At 69.8% G+C, this 17,232-nt stretch carries 21 protein-coding genes; 13 read left to right on the top strand and 8 right to left on the bottom strand.

Annotation, left to right across the window (positions count from 1 at the left end; genetic code table 11):
• Window positions 1-231: 231 nt before the first annotated feature.
• A complete protein-coding gene (locus tag LX12_RS15935; RefSeq protein WP_253655575.1) occupies window positions 232-753 on the bottom strand; it encodes a mycothiol transferase in 522 nt (173 codons plus the stop codon).
• 70 nt (window positions 754-823) lie between these two features.
• The gene (locus LX12_RS15930; protein WP_301284716.1) at window positions 824-1,123 is read right to left on the bottom strand and encodes an Rdx family protein; all 300 of its coding nucleotides are present in this window, start codon (window positions 1,121-1,123) and stop codon (window positions 824-826) included.
• Between the two features lie 54 nt (window positions 1,124-1,177).
• Here LX12_RS15930 and LX12_RS15925 point away from each other — a divergent pair, with 54 nt between their 5' ends.
• Window positions 1,178-2,071, top strand: coding sequence for a phosphoribosylaminoimidazolesuccinocarboxamide synthase (locus LX12_RS15925; RefSeq protein ID WP_253655574.1), 894 nt, complete (start codon window positions 1,178-1,180; stop codon window positions 2,069-2,071).
• Window positions 2,068-4,173: a S9 family peptidase gene (locus tag LX12_RS15920; protein ID WP_253655573.1), complete on the top strand. Its 2,106-nt coding sequence runs from the start codon at window positions 2,068-2,070 to the stop codon at window positions 4,171-4,173. Before LX12_RS15925 ends, LX12_RS15920 begins: the two co-directional genes overlap by 4 nt.
• Window positions 4,174-4,379: 206 nt before the next feature.
• Here LX12_RS15920 and LX12_RS15915 read toward each other — a convergent pair whose 3' ends face one another.
• Both LX12_RS15915 and LX12_RS15910 read right to left on the bottom strand, forming a co-directional pair.
• Window positions 4,380-5,852: a DHA2 family efflux MFS transporter permease subunit gene (locus LX12_RS15915; protein ID WP_253655572.1), complete on the bottom strand. Its 1,473-nt coding sequence runs from the start codon at window positions 5,850-5,852 to the stop codon at window positions 4,380-4,382.
• Complete coding sequence (locus tag LX12_RS15910; protein WP_253655571.1) at window positions 5,849-6,349, bottom strand: MarR family winged helix-turn-helix transcriptional regulator; 501 nt, start codon at window positions 6,347-6,349, stop codon at window positions 5,849-5,851. The genes LX12_RS15915 and LX12_RS15910 overlap by 4 nt, the downstream gene beginning before the upstream one ends.
• A gap of 140 nt (window positions 6,350-6,489) precedes the next feature.
• Here LX12_RS15910 and LX12_RS15905 point away from each other — a divergent pair, with 140 nt between their 5' ends.
• The 5 genes from LX12_RS15905 (at window position 6,490) to LX12_RS15885 (ending at window position 10,094) form a co-directional block, all read left to right on the top strand.
• Complete coding sequence (locus LX12_RS15905; RefSeq protein WP_253655570.1) at window positions 6,490-6,978, top strand: glutathione peroxidase; 489 nt, start codon at window positions 6,490-6,492, stop codon at window positions 6,976-6,978.
• A gap of 70 nt (window positions 6,979-7,048) precedes the next feature.
• Window positions 7,049-7,756 (top strand): DUF2334 domain-containing protein, encoded by a 708-nt coding sequence (locus LX12_RS15900; RefSeq protein WP_253655569.1) that lies wholly within the window; start codon window positions 7,049-7,051, stop codon window positions 7,754-7,756.
• Window positions 7,757-7,880: 124 nt separating this feature from the next.
• A complete protein-coding gene (gene purS, locus LX12_RS15895; protein WP_253655568.1) occupies window positions 7,881-8,120 on the top strand; it encodes a phosphoribosylformylglycinamidine synthase subunit PurS in 240 nt (79 codons plus the stop codon).
• On the top strand, window positions 8,117-8,797 hold the full coding sequence (gene purQ, locus LX12_RS15890) for a phosphoribosylformylglycinamidine synthase subunit PurQ (RefSeq protein ID WP_253655567.1): 681 nt from the start codon (window positions 8,117-8,119) through the stop codon (window positions 8,795-8,797). Before purS ends, purQ begins: the two co-directional genes overlap by 4 nt.
• Before the next feature lie 16 nt (window positions 8,798-8,813).
• Window positions 8,814-10,094, top strand: a complete 1,281-nt coding sequence (locus LX12_RS15885) for a M18 family aminopeptidase (RefSeq protein ID WP_253655566.1) — start codon at window positions 8,814-8,816, stop codon at window positions 10,092-10,094.
• Window positions 10,095-10,103: 9 nt separating this feature from the next.
• On the opposite strand, the gene LX12_RS15880 is transcribed toward LX12_RS15885, so the two are convergent.
• Genes LX12_RS15880 through LX12_RS15870 form a run of 3 tightly spaced genes read right to left on the bottom strand, consistent with a single transcriptional unit; the run spans window position 10,104 to window position 11,736 of the window.
• Complete coding sequence (locus LX12_RS15880) at window positions 10,104-10,655, bottom strand: TetR/AcrR family transcriptional regulator (protein ID WP_253655565.1); 552 nt, start codon at window positions 10,653-10,655, stop codon at window positions 10,104-10,106.
• Window positions 10,656-10,664: 9 nt separating this feature from the next.
• Entirely contained in the window at window positions 10,665-11,363 is a 699-nt protein-coding gene (locus tag LX12_RS15875) for an NAD(P)H-dependent oxidoreductase (RefSeq protein WP_253655564.1), read from the bottom strand.
• Between the two features lie 34 nt (window positions 11,364-11,397).
• Window positions 11,398-11,736: an ArsR/SmtB family transcription factor gene (locus LX12_RS15870; RefSeq protein WP_253655563.1), complete on the bottom strand. Its 339-nt coding sequence runs from the start codon at window positions 11,734-11,736 to the stop codon at window positions 11,398-11,400.
• Window positions 11,737-11,845: 109 nt separating this feature from the next.
• On the opposite strand from LX12_RS15870, the gene LX12_RS15865 reads away from it, so the two are divergent.
• Genes LX12_RS15865 through LX12_RS15840 form a run of 6 tightly spaced genes read left to right on the top strand, consistent with a single transcriptional unit; the run spans window position 11,846 to window position 16,904 of the window.
• Complete coding sequence (locus LX12_RS15865; RefSeq protein ID WP_253655562.1) at window positions 11,846-12,271, top strand: SCP2 sterol-binding domain-containing protein; 426 nt, start codon at window positions 11,846-11,848, stop codon at window positions 12,269-12,271.
• Window positions 12,272-12,282: 11 nt separating this feature from the next.
• Window positions 12,283-13,536, top strand: a complete 1,254-nt coding sequence (locus LX12_RS15860) for a cytochrome P450 (protein WP_253655561.1) — start codon at window positions 12,283-12,285, stop codon at window positions 13,534-13,536.
• A gap of 25 nt (window positions 13,537-13,561) precedes the next feature.
• Window positions 13,562-14,356, top strand: a complete 795-nt coding sequence (locus tag LX12_RS15855; RefSeq protein WP_253655560.1) for a coniferyl-alcohol dehydrogenase — start codon at window positions 13,562-13,564, stop codon at window positions 14,354-14,356.
• Between the two features lie 31 nt (window positions 14,357-14,387).
• Entirely contained in the window at window positions 14,388-15,794 is a 1,407-nt protein-coding gene (locus LX12_RS15850; RefSeq protein WP_253655559.1) for an aldehyde dehydrogenase family protein, read from the top strand.
• Window positions 15,795-15,806: 12 nt separating this feature from the next.
• A complete protein-coding gene (locus LX12_RS15845; protein WP_253655558.1) occupies window positions 15,807-15,995 on the top strand; it encodes a ferredoxin in 189 nt (62 codons plus the stop codon).
• A gap of 21 nt (window positions 15,996-16,016) precedes the next feature.
• Window positions 16,017-16,904, top strand: coding sequence for an alpha/beta fold hydrolase (locus LX12_RS15840; RefSeq protein WP_253655557.1), 888 nt, complete (start codon window positions 16,017-16,019; stop codon window positions 16,902-16,904).
• A 43-nt stretch (window positions 16,905-16,947) separates the two neighbouring features.
• Here the strand turns inward: LX12_RS15840 and LX12_RS15835 are convergent.
• Window positions 16,948-17,232 (bottom strand): transposase (locus LX12_RS15835; protein WP_253655556.1); only part of this gene is annotated, 285 nt, incomplete at its 5' end.

Raw genomic sequence — 17,232 nt, 5'->3', positions numbered from 1 at the left:
CCGGCATGTGCACCGGCGGCCTACTCACCTTCCCGCGCCGAGTTCGGCGCGGATTCGCCCGCTCGCCGCGGAGTCGTGGGTGGGCCGGGGAACCTGCGCCGTTCTCGCGAACCCGCGCCGTTCTCGCGAACCCGCGTTCAGTGGACGAACCCGCGCCGAGTTCGGCGCGGATTCGCCCGCTCGCCGCGGAGTCTCGTCGACGTGGATCCGAACCGCCCCGGCCGACGTGCGTCAGATCCCCGCGCGCTCGGCGATCCCCGCGACGAACTGCGCCTGCCCGATGTGCAGGGTGATGTCGTTGAGGACGCTGACCAGCCGGACGCCGGCGGTCACCGGCGGATCCCAGTTCTCGTCGACGATGCGCTCGACCTCGTCGGGCGTGAGGGTGCGGATGTAGTCGAGCGCGGCCTGGTGCACGGCGTGGAAGTAGCCGGCGAGCAGGTCGCCGTCGCCGGGCACGGCGGCCACCTCGTCGCTGCTCTGGCCGTAGCCGGTCGCCCAGTCGTCGAACGGGAGGTCGAAGCGGTCACGCCACTGTGGCCACTGCTGCTCCCCGCCGGTCAGGCCGGTCACGTGGTCGTCCAGAACGCGCGCGGAGTGCCAGATCAGCCAGGCGATGGTGTTGGCGTCGGCGTCGACGCGGTGGGTGAGGACGGCGGCGGAAGCACCGTCGGTGAGCGAGGCAACGGCGTCGTCGGCGCGGGTGAAGGCATCGACGAGGACGTCGTGCAGGGCGGTGTCGGTGTCGGTCACGGGGACTCCTCGGGTCGGCAGGGGACCCCCGGTGCAACGTACGACGGTGCGGGCGCGCATTCCCCGCAGATCAGGACGTGCGCGTCTCTCCGTGCCCGAGGTCGCGGTCGGGGAACGCGGCGTCGCGGACGCGGCGCTTCAGCTCGGCGGCGTCGGGGAAGCCGCCGTCCACGGAGCGGTCCCACACCGGGCTGCCGTCGACCTCGACGGTGAAGACGCCGCCGGTGTCGGGCACGAGGGTGAGCGACCCCAGCTCGGTGCCGAACGTCGACAGCAGCTCCGCCGACATCCAGTTCGCCCGCAGCAGCCAGTTGCACAGCGTGCAGTAGCGGATGCGCACGGCGGGTGGGGACACCTCGGGCGTCGTCATGCGTGACGAGGGTAGGCGCGGTGGTCGCGGTCCGCGCACCACTAGCCTTGGGCCATGCGTCCCACCCTCGAGTCCTATCGCCATGTGGCGTCGGGCAAGGTCCGCGAGCTGTACGAGATCGACGCCGACACGCTGCTCATGGTGTCGACGGATCGCATCTCCGCCTACGACCACGTGCTCGACAGCCTCATCCCCGACAAGGGGCGCGTCCTGACCGCGATGTCGTTCTTCTGGTTCGAGACGCTCGGCATCGCCAACCACCTCGTCGGCGGACCCGACGACCCGCGGATCCCGGCCGCCGAGCTCGGGCGGTCGATGGTGGTGCGCAAACTGCCGATGCTGCCGGTGGAATGCGTCGCCCGCGGCTACCTCACCGGGTCAGGTCTGCTCGACTACCGCGCGACCGGATCGGTGTGTGGGATCTCGCTGCCGCCGGGCCTGCAGGAGGCCTCGCGCCTGCCCATGCCGATCTTCACCCCGGCGAGCAAGGCCGCGATCGGCGACCACGACGAGAACATCGACTTCGCCGGTGTCGTCGAGCGGGTGGGCGAGCCGACCGCCCGCGCGCTCCGCGACGCCACCCTCGACATCTACATGCGCGGCGCGGAACTCGCGGCGAGCCGCGGGATCATCCTCGCCGACACCAAGTTCGAGTTCGGTCTCGCACCGGACGGGTCGCTGGTGCTCGCCGACGAGGTGCTCACGCCGGACTCGTCGCGGTACTGGGACGCGGGGATCCACACGCCGGGTGTCGTGCAGCCGAGCTTCGACAAGCAGATCGTGCGCAACTGGTTGACGGGACCCGAGTCGGGTTGGGACAGAACAGGTCCCGTGCCACCGCCACCGCTGCCGGGTGATGTGGTCGCGCGGACGCGCGCCCGGTACGTCGAGGCGTACGAGACGATCTCGGGCCGGTCGTTCGCGCAGTGGCCGGGAGGTGCGCTGTGACCGAGCGACCCGCGGTGCCGACCGCGAAGACGGTCCCGACGACCCGCGAACACCACGGCGACGTGGTCGTCGACGAGTACGAGTGGTTGCGCGACAAGGACGATCCCGAGGTCATCGCCTACCTCGAGGCGCAGAACGCGCTGACCGAGGCCGACACCGCCGAACTCGCCGACCTGCGGTCGACCATCGTCGGCGAGATCAAGGCGCGCACCAAGGAGACCGACATGTCGGTCCCGGTGCGCCGGGGCCGCTTCTGGTACTACTCGCGCACCGTCGAGGGCAAGCAGTACGGGATCAGCTGCCGCTGCCCGATCCGCGGCGACGACGACTGGGATCCGCCGACCGTCGGGGACGACCCGCTCGACGGCGAGACCGTCCTGCTCGACTCCAACGTCGAGGCGGAGGGCACCGACTTCTACTCGCTGGGCTCGTTCTCGGTCAGCGACGACGGCGCCCTGCTGGCCTACGGCGTCGACGTCGTCGGCGACGAGCGGTACACGCTGCGGTTCAAGGACCTCACCTCCGGCGAGCTGCTCTCCGACACCGTCGAGAACACCGCTCCCGGGGCGACGTGGTCGGCCGACGGGCGGCACGTCTTCTATCTCACCGTCGACGACGCGTGGCGCCCGGACACGGTGTGGCGCCACGACATCGGGGCCGGGACCGACGACGTGCGGGTGTTCCACGAGCCCGACGAGCGGTTCTGGGTCGGCATGGGGACCACACGGAGCGATCGGTACCTGGTGATCGCGCTCGGGTCGAAGATCACGTCCGAGGTGCACGTCCTCGACGCGTCCGACCCGACCGGCGAGTTCCGGGTCGTCTGGCCGCGTCGTGACGGCATCGAGTACGACGTCGAGCACGCCGTGATCGGGGGCGAGGACCGGTTCCTGATCACCCACAACGAGAACGCCGAGAACTTCGAGGTGCTCTCCGCACCCGTCGACGACCCGACGGCGACGCGGGTGGTGGTCCCCCACGACACGGAGCGTCGGATCGAGGGCGTCGACGCGTTCGCGGACCGCCTGGTGCTCAGCTACCGGCGGGCGGCGACGCCGCGGATCGCCGTCGCCGACCTCGCCGGAGTCGGCGTCGACGACGAGATCGCCTTCGACGAGATCGAGTTCGACCAGGAGATCTCGTCCGCGGGCCTCGCCTCGAACCCGGAGTGGACCGCGCCGCGACTGCGTATCGGGTACACGAGTTTCATCGAGCCGTCGGAGGTGTTCGACCTCGACCTGCGCACCGGCGAGCGGATCCTGTTGCGGCGTCAGCCCGTCCTCGGCGGGTACGACCCCGCCGACTACGAGCAGCGGCGCGAATGGGTGACCGCCCGCGACGGGACGCAGGTGCCGCTGTCGGTGATCTCGAGGCGGGGCGTCGAACGTCCTGCTCCGACGCTGCTGTACGGCTATGGCTCGTACGAGGCGAGCATGGACCCGGCGTTCTCCATCGCGCGGTTGTCGCTGCTGGACCGGGGCGTCGTGTTCGTCGTCGCCCACATCCGCGGTGGCGGCGAGATGGGTCGTCACTGGTACGAGAACGGCAAGACGCTCACCAAGAAGAACACCTTCACCGACTTCGTCGACGCCGCACAGCATCTCGTCGACACGGGCGCGACCACGCCCTCGCAGCTGGTGGGGGAGGGCGGCTCCGCGGGCGGGCTGTTGATCGGTGCGGTCGCGAACATGGCGCCGGAGTTGTTCAGCGGGATCCTGGCCGTCGTGCCGTTCGTCGACCCGCTGACGTCGATCCTCGACCCGTCGCTGCCGCTGACCGTCATCGAGTGGGACGAGTGGGGCAATCCGCTCGAGGACCCCGAGGTGTACGCGTACATGAAGAGTTACTCGCCGTACGAGAACGTCGAGGCGAAGGCGTACCCGTCGATCCTGGCGCTCACCTCGCTCAACGACACGCGCGTCATGTACACCGAGGCGGCGAAGTGGGTCGCGCGGTTGCAGGCGAACACCACCTCCGACGCCCCGATCCTGCTGAAGACCGAGATGACCGCCGGCCACGGCGGTGTGAGCGGTCGCTACAAGCAGTGGGAAGAGGTCGCGTTCGAGCACGCCTGGGTCCTCCGCCAGACCAAGGCCCTCTGACCGGCACCTCGACGCTCACCCCGCCCCAAGCCGGGTGTCATGCCGTCTGTTGGGCGGTTGGGACCGTCTGTTGGGCAGTCGGGACGCACGTTGTCGCGCCGGGTGTGCTCCTACCGCCCAACGAACGGCTTCAACTGCCCAACAGGCGGCCGGAGACGACGACGGGCCCCGGCGTGTGCCAGGGCCCGTCGTCGACTGCGGGTGTGTCAGTGCATCATCACCGGGGCGGCGGGCTCGCCGTCCGGGCTCGCGACGGCGATCTTCTTGCGGGGCAGGAAGAAGGCCGGCACGAGGCAGATCGCGATGAGCACGACGGCGACGACGAACGTGTCGCCGAAGGCGCCCGCGGCGGCGGACGGGGTCGGCGGCACCAGCGACTTCAGGTTGCTGGCCAGGATCACCGAGATCACCGCGGTACCGATCGAGGCGGCCGTCTGCTGGACGACGTTCACCAGCGTCGAGCCGTCGGCCACACTCTCGGCCTTCAGCGTCGCGAGCGCCGCCGACATCATCGGCATCATCGACATGCCCATGCCGAGACCCTGGACGAACAGCGCCCCGCCGAGCAGCCAGTAGGACGTGTCGGAGCCGAGGAACATGAACGCGCCCAGCCCGATCGCGATGAGCACGATGCCGGTGAGCACGAACTTGCCGGGACCGATCTTGTCGGTCATGCGGCCCGCGATCGGCATGGTGATCATCGCGCCGATGCCCTGCGGGGCGACTAGCAGACCGGCCATGAGCGTCGACTCGCCGCGGACGCCGATGAAGTACTGCGGGAACAGCAGTGACGCACCGAAGAACGCGATCAGGAAGAACGTGAACGTGATGATCGTGATGCTCAGGGTGCGGTTCGTGAACAGCCGCAGGTCGAGGAGCGGCTTCTTGCCGCGCAGTGCGTGCGTGATGAACGCGACGATGAGCACGGCGCCGATCGCCATGGGGATCAACACCTTCGCCGCGAGGAAGGTGCCGGCCTCGTTCGACGACGACACACCGAACAGGAACACCGCGAGACCCGGCGACAGCAGCAACAGTCCGACGAAGTCGAACGACGGCCGCGACTTCTCCTCGTCACCGGGCAGGATCCACGCCGAGTAGAGGATGGCGAGGATGCCGATCGGGACGTTGATGAGGAAGATCCAGTGCCACGAGACGTACTCGATGAGCACGCCACCGAGGATCGGGCCGGCGATCGGCCCCAGCAGCATCGGGATGCCGAGGACGGCCATGATCGAGCCGACGCGTTCCGGGCCCGCGGCGCGAGTCAGGATCATCATGCCGACGGGCATCAGCATGCCGCCGCCTGCGCCCTGCAGCATGCGGAACGCGACCAGCGAGCCGATGTTCCACGCGAAGGCGCAGAGCACCGAGCCGATCACGAACAGCACGAGCGAGGTCATGTAGACGTTCTTGGTGCCGAACCGCGCGGTCGCCCAGCTGGAGAGCGGGATGACCGCGGCGAGCGCGAGCGTGTAGCCCGTCGCCGTCCACGCGGCGTTGGCCGCGGAGGTCGAGAAGACCTGCTGGAAGGTGTTCTGGGCGACGGCCACGACCGTGGTGTCGAGGATGGACATGATCGCACCCAGCACGACGACGGCCGCGACCTTCAGGGTGCGGGCGTCGAGGCCGGGCGCCGAGTCGGCGGCGGGCGTCGACGGGGCTTGCGTGGTTGTCATCGTGTCGCTTTCTGACGTCGGTGTACGAACACCGGATCGGGATCGGCGAGATAGTCCCCGGTGACTATCGAGTGCAGGACCTGATGGAGGTCGTCGCGGAGTGCAGCGGGCAGACGGTCCAGGAAATTCCGGAACTCGTCCTCCTTGCGGTCGAGATGCTCGGTGACCCTGTGGTGCCCCTCGTCGGTGAGCGACACACGCTTGACCCGGCGGTCGGACGGGTCCTCCCGACGGTCGACGAGTCCCATCCCGACCAGCTTGTCGACGTTCCGACCGGTCGCCGCGACAGACAGGTGCAGGATCTCGGCCAGTTCGGCGAGCGAGAGCGCCCGCGCCCGACCGGCCAGCACCATCAGGGTGCGGAAGTGGGCGAACGAGATGTCGCTCGTCGCGAGCCCGTCGATCGCGTCGACCTCGGCGGTCGTGAGCAGACGACTGAGGAACTCGCTGAGGACGTCGAACGTCGCCTCGGTCGTCACCTCACCCGTCGTGTGCACGGGAAAAAGCTAACCCGCACGCAACTATCGACGCCAGCGCAAGTGACTGTGCCATCGGTCACGTGACGCCAGCCTGTGAGACCGCGATCACTCGGTGAGCGATGTTCGGCGCACGCATGCCCGTGGCTACGCTCGTCGCCATGACCAGCATCAGCGACATCCCCGTGAAGACCCTGCGCGGCGAGGACGCGACCCTCGGCCAGTTCGACGGACCCGTCCTCGTCGTCAACGTCGCGAGCAAGTGCGGCCTCACCCCGCAGTACACGGGCCTGGAGAAGATCGCCGAGGACTACCGCGATCGCGGGCTCACCGTCGTCGGCGTCCCCTGCAACCAGTTCATGGGTCAGGAACCGGGCACGGCCGAGGAGATCGAGACCTTCTGCTCGACGACCTACGGGGTCACCTTCCCGCTGCTGGAGAAGACCGAGGTCAACGGCGAGAACCGGCACCCGCTGTACGCCGAGCTGACCAAGACCGCCGACGCCGACGGCGAGGCCGGTGACGTGCAGTGGAACTTCGAGAAGTTCCTCGTCGACGCCGACGGGACCGTCGTGCGTCGGTTCCGGCCGCGGACCGAGCCCGACGCCCCCGAGGTCATCGAGGCGATCGAGGGCGTCCTGACCCGCTGACGCCCGGCGTTCGGCGCCCGTACACGTCGTCGCCACCGTCGCCTCACCTGCGGCGACCACACTCCACGGCATGGCCGGCCGACTGTATGTCTCCGTCTCGGGCATCCGCGCCGAGACGCTCGCCGATGTGCGCGTCCTCGTCGACGACCTCGCCGCCCGCGAGGTCCCCGTCTCGCTGCTGGTGTCGCCGCGACTCAAGCACGGCTACCGACTGCACGAGGACGCGGCCACGGTCGACTGGCTGCGCGAACGCCGCTCCGGCGACGACGCCGTGGTCCTGCACGGCTACGACCAGGCCCCGACGAAGCGCCGCCGCGGGGAGTTCGCCGTGATCGACGCCCACGAGGCCGGTCTCCGTCTGGCCGCGGCCGACCGCGTGCTGGAGACCTGCGGGCTGCGCACCCGCCTGTTCGCCGCGCCCCGCTGGACCGCCTCCCCGGGCGCCCTCACCGCCCTGCCGCGCGCCGGGTTCCGGGTCAACCTGGGCTTCACGGGATGGGACGACCTGGTCACGGGTTCGAGCACCCGGGCGCGCGTGCTGGGGTTCGGCGACGGGTTCCGCGTCGACCCCTGGTGGTGCCGCATGGTGGTCGCGGCGACCAACCGCACCGCGCGGCGCGGCGGGCACGTCCGTTTGTCGATCGCCGGGAAGCACCTCGCCACCCCGCTCGCGCGCCAGACCCTGCTCGACTGCGTCGACCTCACCCGCCACCACGAGCTGACGCCGGCCACCTATCGCGAGCTGACCCTCACCCGCGCAGGTCACACCGCCGCCTGACCCCTCACCGGGACGCGGGCGGGCGACCGTCGGCCGGTAGAGTGACCGCTGATCCCCGGTCGGCCGTGACGTGCACCGATGCCCGCGGGCCCTGGGATGACGAGTGACGAACGGGAGTGTGTCCATGGCGCGTGTTGTGGTCGACGTGATGCCCAAGGCGGAGATCCTCGACCCGCAGGGGCAGGCGATCGTCGGGGCGCTGGGGCGCCTCGGGTTCTCCGGGATCGCCGACGTTCGGCAGGGCAAGCGGTTCGAGCTCGACCTCGACGGCGACGTCGACGACGTCACCCTCGAGCGCATCGCCTCGGAGTTGTTGGCCAACACCGTCATCGAGGACTTCGTCGTGAGCCGGGTCGACTCGTGACCGCCCGCATCGGCGTCATCACCTTCCCCGGGACGCTCGACGACATCGACGCGAGCCGCGCGGTCCGCCTGGCCGGGGCGGAACCGGTCGAGCTGTGGCACGCCGACGCCGACCTGCAGGGTGTCGACGCGGTCGTCGTGCCCGGTGGGTTCTCCTACGGCGACTACCTGCGCGCCGGGGCCATCGCCCGCTTCGCCCCGATGATGGGCGCCGTCGTGCAAGCAGCCACCCGAGGCACCCCGATCCTGGGTATCTGCAACGGTTTCCAGGTGCTGTGTGAGGCCGGTCTGCTCCCCGGTGCGTTGACCCGCAACATCGGTCTGCACTTCGTGTGCCGCGACCAGTGGCTCGAGGTCGTCTCGACCGACACCGCGTGGAGCAGCCGGTTCGAGCAGGGCGCCGAGATCCTCATCCCGCTGAAGTCCGGGGAGGGTCGCTACGTCGCGTCCGACGAGGTGCTCGCCGAACTCGAGGGGGAGGGCCGCGTGGTGTTCCGCTACGCCGGCGACAACCCGAACGGCTCGCTGAACGCGATCGCCGGGATCGCCAGCGCCGACAAGCGGATCGTCGGGCTGATGCCGCACCCCGAACACGCCACCGAGCCGCTGACCGGCCCGAGCGACGACGGCCTCGGACTGTTCTACTCGGCCCTCGACGCAGTGCTCGCCACCGCCTGAGCACGATCCCCATCCGATGATCACCAGCACAGCCGACGCGGACGGGCTCTGTCGGTTCGTCGACGCGTCGCCGTCACCGTTCCACGTCTGCGCGACCGTCGCCGACACCCTGCGTGATGCAGGGTGGACCGAGCTGCACGAGACCGACGCCTGGGCCGGGATCGGTTCCGCGGGACGGTTCTTCGTCGTCCGCGGCGGGTCGGTGATCGCGTGGGACGCGCGGGGCGGGGGAAGCACCTTCCGCATCGTGGGCGGCCACACCGACAGTCCCAACCTGCGGGTCAAGCAGCATCCGGAGTACGTGTCGGCCGGTCTGGCGATGGTCGGTCTCGAACCGTACGGCGGCGCGTGGCTGAACTCCTGGCTCGACCGCGACCTCGGGGTGTCCGGGCGTCTCGCGGTACGCGGACCCGACGGCATCCGCCAGATCCCCCTGCGCATCGACGACCCCGTGCTGCGCGTGCCCCAGCTGGCCATCCACCTGTCCGAGGACCGCAAGGGCGTCTCCCTCGACCCGCAGCGACATGTCAACGCGCTGTGGGGGATCCCGGGTGGTGCCGGCTTCCTCGAGACCGTCGCCGACCGCGCCGGTGTCGTCGTCGACGACGTCCTGGGGTGGGAACTCATGACCCACGATCTCGCACCGAGCGCGGTGGTCGGGGCCGAGCGTGACCTCGTCAGCGCACCGCGCCTCGACAACCAGGGGACCTGTTACGCGGGCCTGCGGGCACTGCTCGACGCGGGCGAGCGCACGTCGTCGTCGGGCGCGACGAGGGTGCTCGCGCTGTTCGACCACGAGGAGGTCGGCAGCGGCTCGGATCGCGGTGCGGCGTCGGACTTCCTGATCACCGTCCTCGAGCGGATCGTGATGGCCCGCGGCGACGATCGGGACGCGTTCCTCGCCGCGATGGCCGGCAGTGTCTGCGCCTCCGGCGACATGGCGCATGCGACGCACCCGAACTACCCCGAGCGGCACGAGCCCTCGCACACCATCGCGGTCAACGGCGGTCCGGTGCTCAAGGTGAACCAGAACCTGCGCTACGCCAGCGACGCGACGGGGGAGGCCGTCTTCGCGATCGCGTGTCAGGACGCGGGAGTTCCCCTGCAGCGCTACGTCCATCGCGCGGACCTGCCCTGTGGCTCCACCATCGGCCCCATCACCGCGACGCGCACCGGCTTGTCGACGGTCGACGTCGGTGCGCCGCAGCTCGCCATGCACAGTGCGCGGGAGGTCATGGGAGCCCGCGACGTCACCAGTTATTCCGCTGCGTTGCAGGCGTTTTTGGCCCCGGCCTGACCCTGCGACCTAGGGCTTCGCCGCCCGACCCACGAGGAACCCCTCCGCCTGGGTGAAGAGCCAGGCGAGAGCGTCGGGGTCGTCGGGCAGCGTGATCTGCTCGTAGCCGGCGAGCAGGTACATCGCCCACTTGGCGAAGAGCTCCGCACCCCGCCGGTCGCCCATGATGGACTCGGCCGACTCGACCAGCACCTCGAACCGCGACTCGTCCACCCGCTGCTGGACCTCGCGCACATCCGGGTCGAGGCTGCTCCAGGTCCGGATCGCCGCCTCGGCGTGATACGGCAGCGACAGGGCGATGCCGCGCAGGATGTCGATCCGCCGGCGGGGGTCCTCCTCGGCACGCACGTGGCGGATGAGTGCGGTGTTGCTCTCGCTCTCCCAGTGCGCGATGAGCTCCGTCGTGTACGTGCCCCAGTTCGCGAAGAAGTGATAGAAGGACCCCGACGTCACGCCGAGCCGTCGGCACACCTCGGCCAGTTTGAGTCCGCCGTAACCCAGGTCCGCCAGGATCGACAGACCCGTCTCGAGATACGCGAGGCGTGTCGTCGTGGCGGGCATCCTCCCAGCCTAGGGGTAGGACTGTGCCGTCACGGTCATGTCGCCCGTTCGGGCCACGCAGTCGCCGATGGTCGCGAACGCCTCCGACACAGCGTGCAGCGCCTCAACACGATCGTCGTCGGTGAGGTGGGCGGGGCCGTAGGTGAGGACCGGCGGCAGGACCCGATATCCCACGAACTCGAGCACGCCGCGGTGTATCGGGTAGAGGAAGTCCTCGATGGCTCCGAAGGCCCCTCCTCGCGCGAACGACGCGGGCGGACCCCCTGTCGTGACGGACAGGACTGCCTGACGGCCGGCGAAGGCGGCCGCCTCGAACAGTCCGAGGTCACCGCCGAACGTCGCGCCCACCACGAACACGCGGTCGATCCAGCCCTTGAGGATGGCGGGGACGGAGAACCACCACAGTGGGAACGAGAGCACGAGCAGGTCCGCGGCCAGGAGACGGTCGAGGTCGTGGCGGACATCGGACGCGAGCGTGCCGGCCGCGACCGCGCGCATCTGTTCGGCCTGCGGCTTGAACGGGTCTGTCGCAGCGGGGAACTCGTGTCGGTCGAGCACGGGCTGCCACCGATCGGCGTGGAGGTCGATGCGGTCGACGATCAGCCCACGGTTTGCGAGAGCGGCGGCGGCGGCGTCGGCCTGGGCGGAGCTGAACGACGAGGGTTCGGGGTGGGCGTGCACGAGCAGGGCGCGTCGAGGGGAGGTCACCCCAAGATCATATCGATGTTTCGCGATATGTCGATCAGAGATCGTGCAGCGCCTTCTCGAGTGAGCGCAACCGCTCCTCGCTTCGTCGGTAGTGGGTCCACTTCCCCACGCGTGTGGACTCCACCAGCCCGGCCTTCTCGAGCGTCGCCATGTACGTCGACACCGTCGACTGCGCGAGTCCCGCCTTGGCCTGGATGTGGGTGACGCAGACGCCGACGACATCACGGTCGGCGACGGGTTCGTACTCGGCGAAGGCGTCGTGGGGATCGTCGAGCCAGCGGACGATCTGCAGGCGCACCGGGTTCGCCAACGCCTTGAGCGCGCCGAGCAGGGCGTCGTCGTCGAGTGCGGTCTCGTCCGCGCCGGTCGCCATGGTCCCCACGATAGAGCGACGCCCACTGCGGCATGGTTGCCATAACATGACTTATGTTACTGTGACCCACGTCATGGTCGACGACGAATGTGACCCCGAGGAGGACCCGGTGGCGACCAGAGAGGCAGCAGGATTCGCGACGGCGGAGGAGGTGCGTCGCTACATCGGCGGGATCTTCGAGACCGCCTTCGCCGACCCCGAGCTCGGACCGAAGCTCGCCGCGGTGGGCATCGTGCTCGCCGTCGAGTGCACCGAGCCCGACGCGCGGCTCGTCATCGACACCGGTTCGGGCACCGTGCACGACGACGGCCCCGACGCCCCGGCGGCGACCGCGACCATGGCGATGTCGTCGGCCGTGAGCAACGCGTACTGGCAGGGGAAGGTGAACCTCCCGATGGCCATGGCGCGCAAGCGCATCACCGTCTCGGGCGAGATCGGCACGCTGCTCAAACTCGCCCCGCTGTCGAAGAAGTTGTTCCCCGTCTACGTCGAGCGCCTGCGCGCCGACGGCCGCGACGACCTCGTCGTCGCCTGAGGAGGCCCCGCATGAGTGCACCGTCCGTCGACCGGACCTTCCATCCCGACTCCATCTCGCCGCTGTCGTTCTGGGCCGCGTCGGCCGACGAGCGCGAGGCGACGTTCGCGCGGCTGCGTGCCGAGGCGCCGGTGAGCTGGCACCGGCCCGTCGAGGGCGGTCTCATGGTGCCCGAGCAGCCGGGTGTGTGGGCGGTGTCGCGCCACGCCGACATCACCTACGTCAGCAAGCATCCCGAGCTGTTCACCTCCGCTCAGGGCGTGATGTTCGAGGAGGTGCCCGAGGACATGCTCGAGGCGTCGATGTCGTTCCTCGCGATGGACGGCAAGCGGCACACCTCGCTCCGCCGGCTGGTCAGTGCGGCCTTCACGCCGCGTCGTGTCGCGGCCATCGCCGAGCAGATCCACCGACAGGGCGTCGCGATCGTCGACGACCTGCTCGACCAGCCCGAGGGCGACTTCGTCTCCACGGTCAGCAAGCGACTGCCCATGTGGACGATCTACGAGATGATGGGTCTGCCGGCCGAGCAGCGTGAGATCGGCGCCCACCACGCCGACGGACTCGTCTCCTGGAACGACCCCGACGTGGCCGCGGGTCGGGAGCCGGGCGAGATCCTCGCCGAATCGCTTGTCACCCTGCTGGGTCTCGCGCTCGACCTCGCGGACGCACGTCGCTCGCACCCCGAGGACGACCTCATGACCGCGTTGGTGGAGGCCGAGGTCGACGGCGAGAAGCTCACCGACGACGAGATCGCCGCGTTCTTCGTGTTGCTGTCCGTGGCGGGCAACGACACGACGCGCAACACCATCAGCCTCACCGCGAAGGTGTTGCAGGACAACCCCGATCAACGGCAGCTCCTCGTCGACGACCTCGACGGCGTGATGCCCACGGCGGTCGAGGAGTTCGTGCGGTTCGCCACCCCGGTGATGACGTTCCGCCGGACCGCCCTGGTGGACACCGAGCTCGGTGGACAGCAGATCCGGGCGGGGGAGTGGGTGTTGCTGCTGTACCCGTCGGGCAACCGCGACGAGACCGTCTTCGACGACCCGCATCGGTTCGACCTCCTGCGGTCGCCGAACCCGCACCTGGGCTTCGGCGGCGGCGGACCGCACTACTGCATGGGCGCCTTCCTGGCCAAGACGCAGTTGCGGGAACTGTTCGGGCAGTTGATCACCCGGGCACCCGGTCTGACGCTCGGTGAGCCCGAGCCCCTCGTCGGCAACTTCGTCCACGCCGTACGGGCCATGCCGTACACCCTTCGCTGACCCCGGACCTCCAGGAGAGACACCCATGAGCGACCTCACCGACCGCACCTATGTCGTCACCGGCACCGCATCCGGCATCGGGCAGGCGGTCGCGCGTCGACTGCTCGCCGCCGGCGCGCAGGTCCACGGTCTCGACCGCAAACCACCGACCGCCGAACTGACCAGCCACACCGAGGTCGACCTCGCCGACCCGTCGAGCATCGACGCCGCCGTCGCCGCCCTGCCCGTCGGTGACGTCGACGGTCTGATCAACGTGGCCGGGATCCCCGGCACCGCGCCCGGGGACCAGGTGTTCGCCGTCAACGCCCTCGCCGTGCGCCATCTGACGGGCGCCCTGGTGGGCCGCATCCGACGCGGCGGGTCCGTCGTGGTGGTGTCCTCGATCGCCGGTGCGATGTGGCCGGCGCGGCTCGAGCAGATCCGCGCGGTGCTCGCGACCGCGTCGTTCGCCGACGGGGCACGGTGGTTCGCGGAGAACCCGCAGGAGGGCAACGCCTACACCTTCTCCAAGGAGGTCGCGACGGTCTACGCGCTGTCGATGGCGGTGCCGCTCGTCGAGCACGGCATCCGCATCAACGCCGTGATGCCCGGGCCGGTGGAGACGCCGATTCTGCCCGACTTCGAGGCGTCGATGGGCAAGGATGTGCTCGACGGGGTCCGTGCCCTGCTGGGTCGCCACGCGCAGCCCGAGGACATCGCCGACGCCGTCCTGCTGTGCGTCGGGGACGACGCGCGCTGGGTCAACGGCACCGCGCTCGTCGTCGACGGTGGTCTCACCGGCGGCGTCCTGAGCGGGGTCGTCCCGGCGCCCGAGATCTGACCCGGCGCCGACGCGAGAGAAGAGGAACACCATGGCTGCACCCACCACCGACCCCACCGCCCTCGACGGCGACCGCGTCGACCCCGACCTGCTCGCCGAGCTGCGGCGGTATCACTCGACCGGGGTCACCCGCGACATCGCGTGGCGAACCGGTCAGTTGTCGGCACTCGAGCGCATGCTCGACGAGCGCGAGGACGAGATCGTCGCCGCGCTCGACGCCGACCTCGGCCGTGCGGGCTTCGACGCCTGGCTCGGCGACGTCGCGTCGACGAAGGGCGAGGCGACCTTCGCCCGCAAGAACCTCAAGAAGTGGATGAAGCGCCAGAAGCAGTCGATGCCCCTGGCGCAGCTACCCGCGCGGGGCTGGGTGCAGTACGAGCCGCTCGGCGTCGTGCTCGTCATCGGCCCCTGGAACTACCCCGTGTACCTCACGCTCGGGCCCCTGGTCGCGGCGATCGCGGCGGGCAACTGCGCGGTGCTCAAGCCCTCCGAGCTGGCGCCGGCGTCGTCGGCGGTGCTGGCGCGGCTCGTGCCGCAGTACCTCGACGCCCGTGCCTTCCGCGTCGTCGAGGGCGCAGCGCAGGTCACCCAGGATCTGCTCGCTCTCGGGTTCGACCACGCGGTGTTCACCGGTGGCACCGAGGTCGGCAAGAAGATCATGGCCGCTGCGGCGCCCACCCTGACCCCGATCACCCTGGAGCTCGGTGGCAAGAGCCCGGTCTACGTCGCCGCCGACGCCGATCTCGACGTCACGGCCCGTCGCATCGCCTGGACGAAGCTGCTCAACTCCGGGCAGACCTGCATCGCGCCGGACTACGTCCTCGCGGACCCGTCCGTCGTCGACAGCCTGGTCACGAAGATCGGCGAGACGATCGCCGAGTTCCGCGCCGACAAGACCGAGCCGACAGTGCAGATAGTCAACGACCGCCAGTTCGAGCGATTGGCGTCCTACCTGCAGGAGACCACGGGCCGCGTGGCCCTCGGCGGCGGGATCGACCGCGACCACGGCCGCATCGAGCCGACGATCGTCGTCGACCCCGACCCGGCCGACGCACTGATGGAGAACGAGATCTTCGGGCCCATCCTGCCGGTGCTGACGATCGACTCACCCGACGCGGCGATCGCGTTCGTCAACGGCCGACCCAAGCCGCTGGCGAGTTACGTGTTCACGTCGTCGAAGGCGCTGGCGCAGCGCATGATCGACTCCATCCCGTCGGGCGGTGCCGTGGTGAACCACATCGCGATGCACTGCCTCATCCCGCAGCTGCCCTTCGGTGGCGTCGGGGCCAGCGGCATGGGTGCCTATCACGGGAAGTGGGGGTTCGAGGCGCTCAGTCACCGCAAGGCGGTGCTGGCCAAGCCGGCGAAGCCGGACCTGTCCCTGATCTACCCGCCCTACAGCGACCGCGCGGTGAAGCTGCTCCGCCGGATGCTCTGACGGAGGTTGCTGATGCACGTGACGATCGACCGCGACGTGTGCTGCGCGTCGGGCAACTGCGAGATGGCCGCGCCGAACGTCTTCGAGCTCGCTGACTCCGGAGAGGTGCAGGCGGACGACACCGCCGTCGAGGCGAACGTCGACACCGTGCGTCGGGCGATCGCCGAGTGCCCGACGCAGGCGATCACGCTGCACGAGTAGCTCGTCCGGCACACTCGAGGGATGGAGTCCTCGACGGTGCGTGCCGGTGTCCTCGACGTCGCGGTGGAGCGCCACGGTGACCGTGACGGTCGGAGCGTGGTCCTGCTGCACGGGTTCCCGTACAGCGCACGGGGATACGACGACGTCGTACGGTTGCTCGTCGACACCGGTCACGACGTCGTCGTCCCGCACCTGCGTGGGTACGGCGGGACGCGGTTCGTCGACGACGCCACGATGCGATCGGGACAGCAGGCGGCGCTCGGGCATGATCTGCGCGCGCTGATCGAGGCGCTCGATCTCGACCGGCCGGTCGTCGTCGGCTACGACTGGGGCGGCCGCGCGGCGTGCGTCGTCGCCGCTCTGTGGCCCGAGCTGGTGTCGGGGCTCGTCAGCGTGTCGGGATACCTGGTCCAGGACATCGCCTCCGCCGCCGTCACCCCGGTCGCACCGCATCTCGAGAAGCGCTACTGGTACCAGTGGTACCTGCACTCCGAGCGCGGCCGCGCCGGACTGGCCGAGCACCGCGAGGAGTTCGCGCAGATCCTGTGGACCGAGTGGTCACCGACGTGGCGCTTCGGGGACTCCGAGTTCGCGGCGAGCGCTGCCGATCTGCACAACCCCGACTTCGTCGACGTGTCCGTGCACTCCTACCGGCATCGCTACGGACTGGTCGACGGCGACCCGGCCTACGAGGACACCGAACGCGCGCTCGCGCAGGCCCCGGTGATCGCCGTGCCGACCGTCGTCGTCGACCCCACCGAGGACACCGTCGCCGCCTTGTACGGTCGCCCCGACCACGCAGCGCACGTCACCGATCTCCGCGCGGTCCGCGAGGTGGCCTGCGGTCACAACCCGCCGCAGGAACTCCCCGGCCAGTTCGTCGACGCGATCCGCATCCTCACGGCGTAGCTGTAGCCGGCTGGCGACTCCCCGAGCGATGCTCCTATAAGAGTCAAGCCGCGAGCGGGACGGGTGTTGCGGCGATGTGGTGGTAGATCTCGCGGGCTACGTAGCGTTTGAGGCAGCGGGTGATCTCTCGTCGGGTTTTGCCTTCGGTGGTGCGTCGGGCGAGGTAGGCGCGGGTGCGTTCATCGGTGCGCAGTCGGGTGGTGACGATGGTGTGCAAAGCCCGGTTGGCTTGCCGGTTGCCGCCGCGGTTGAGGCGGTACCGGGTGCGGGTGCCTGAGGAGGCGTGGATCGGGGCTGCTCCGCAGAGGTGGGCGAATTTCGCGGGGCT

This window comes from Williamsia serinedens (assembly GCF_024171725.1).
Lineage (GTDB): Bacteria > Actinomycetota > Actinomycetes > Mycobacteriales > Mycobacteriaceae > Williamsia_A > Williamsia_A serinedens.
Note: the sequence above shows the minus strand (reverse complement) of the source record. Positions and strands in the feature narration are given on the sequence as shown.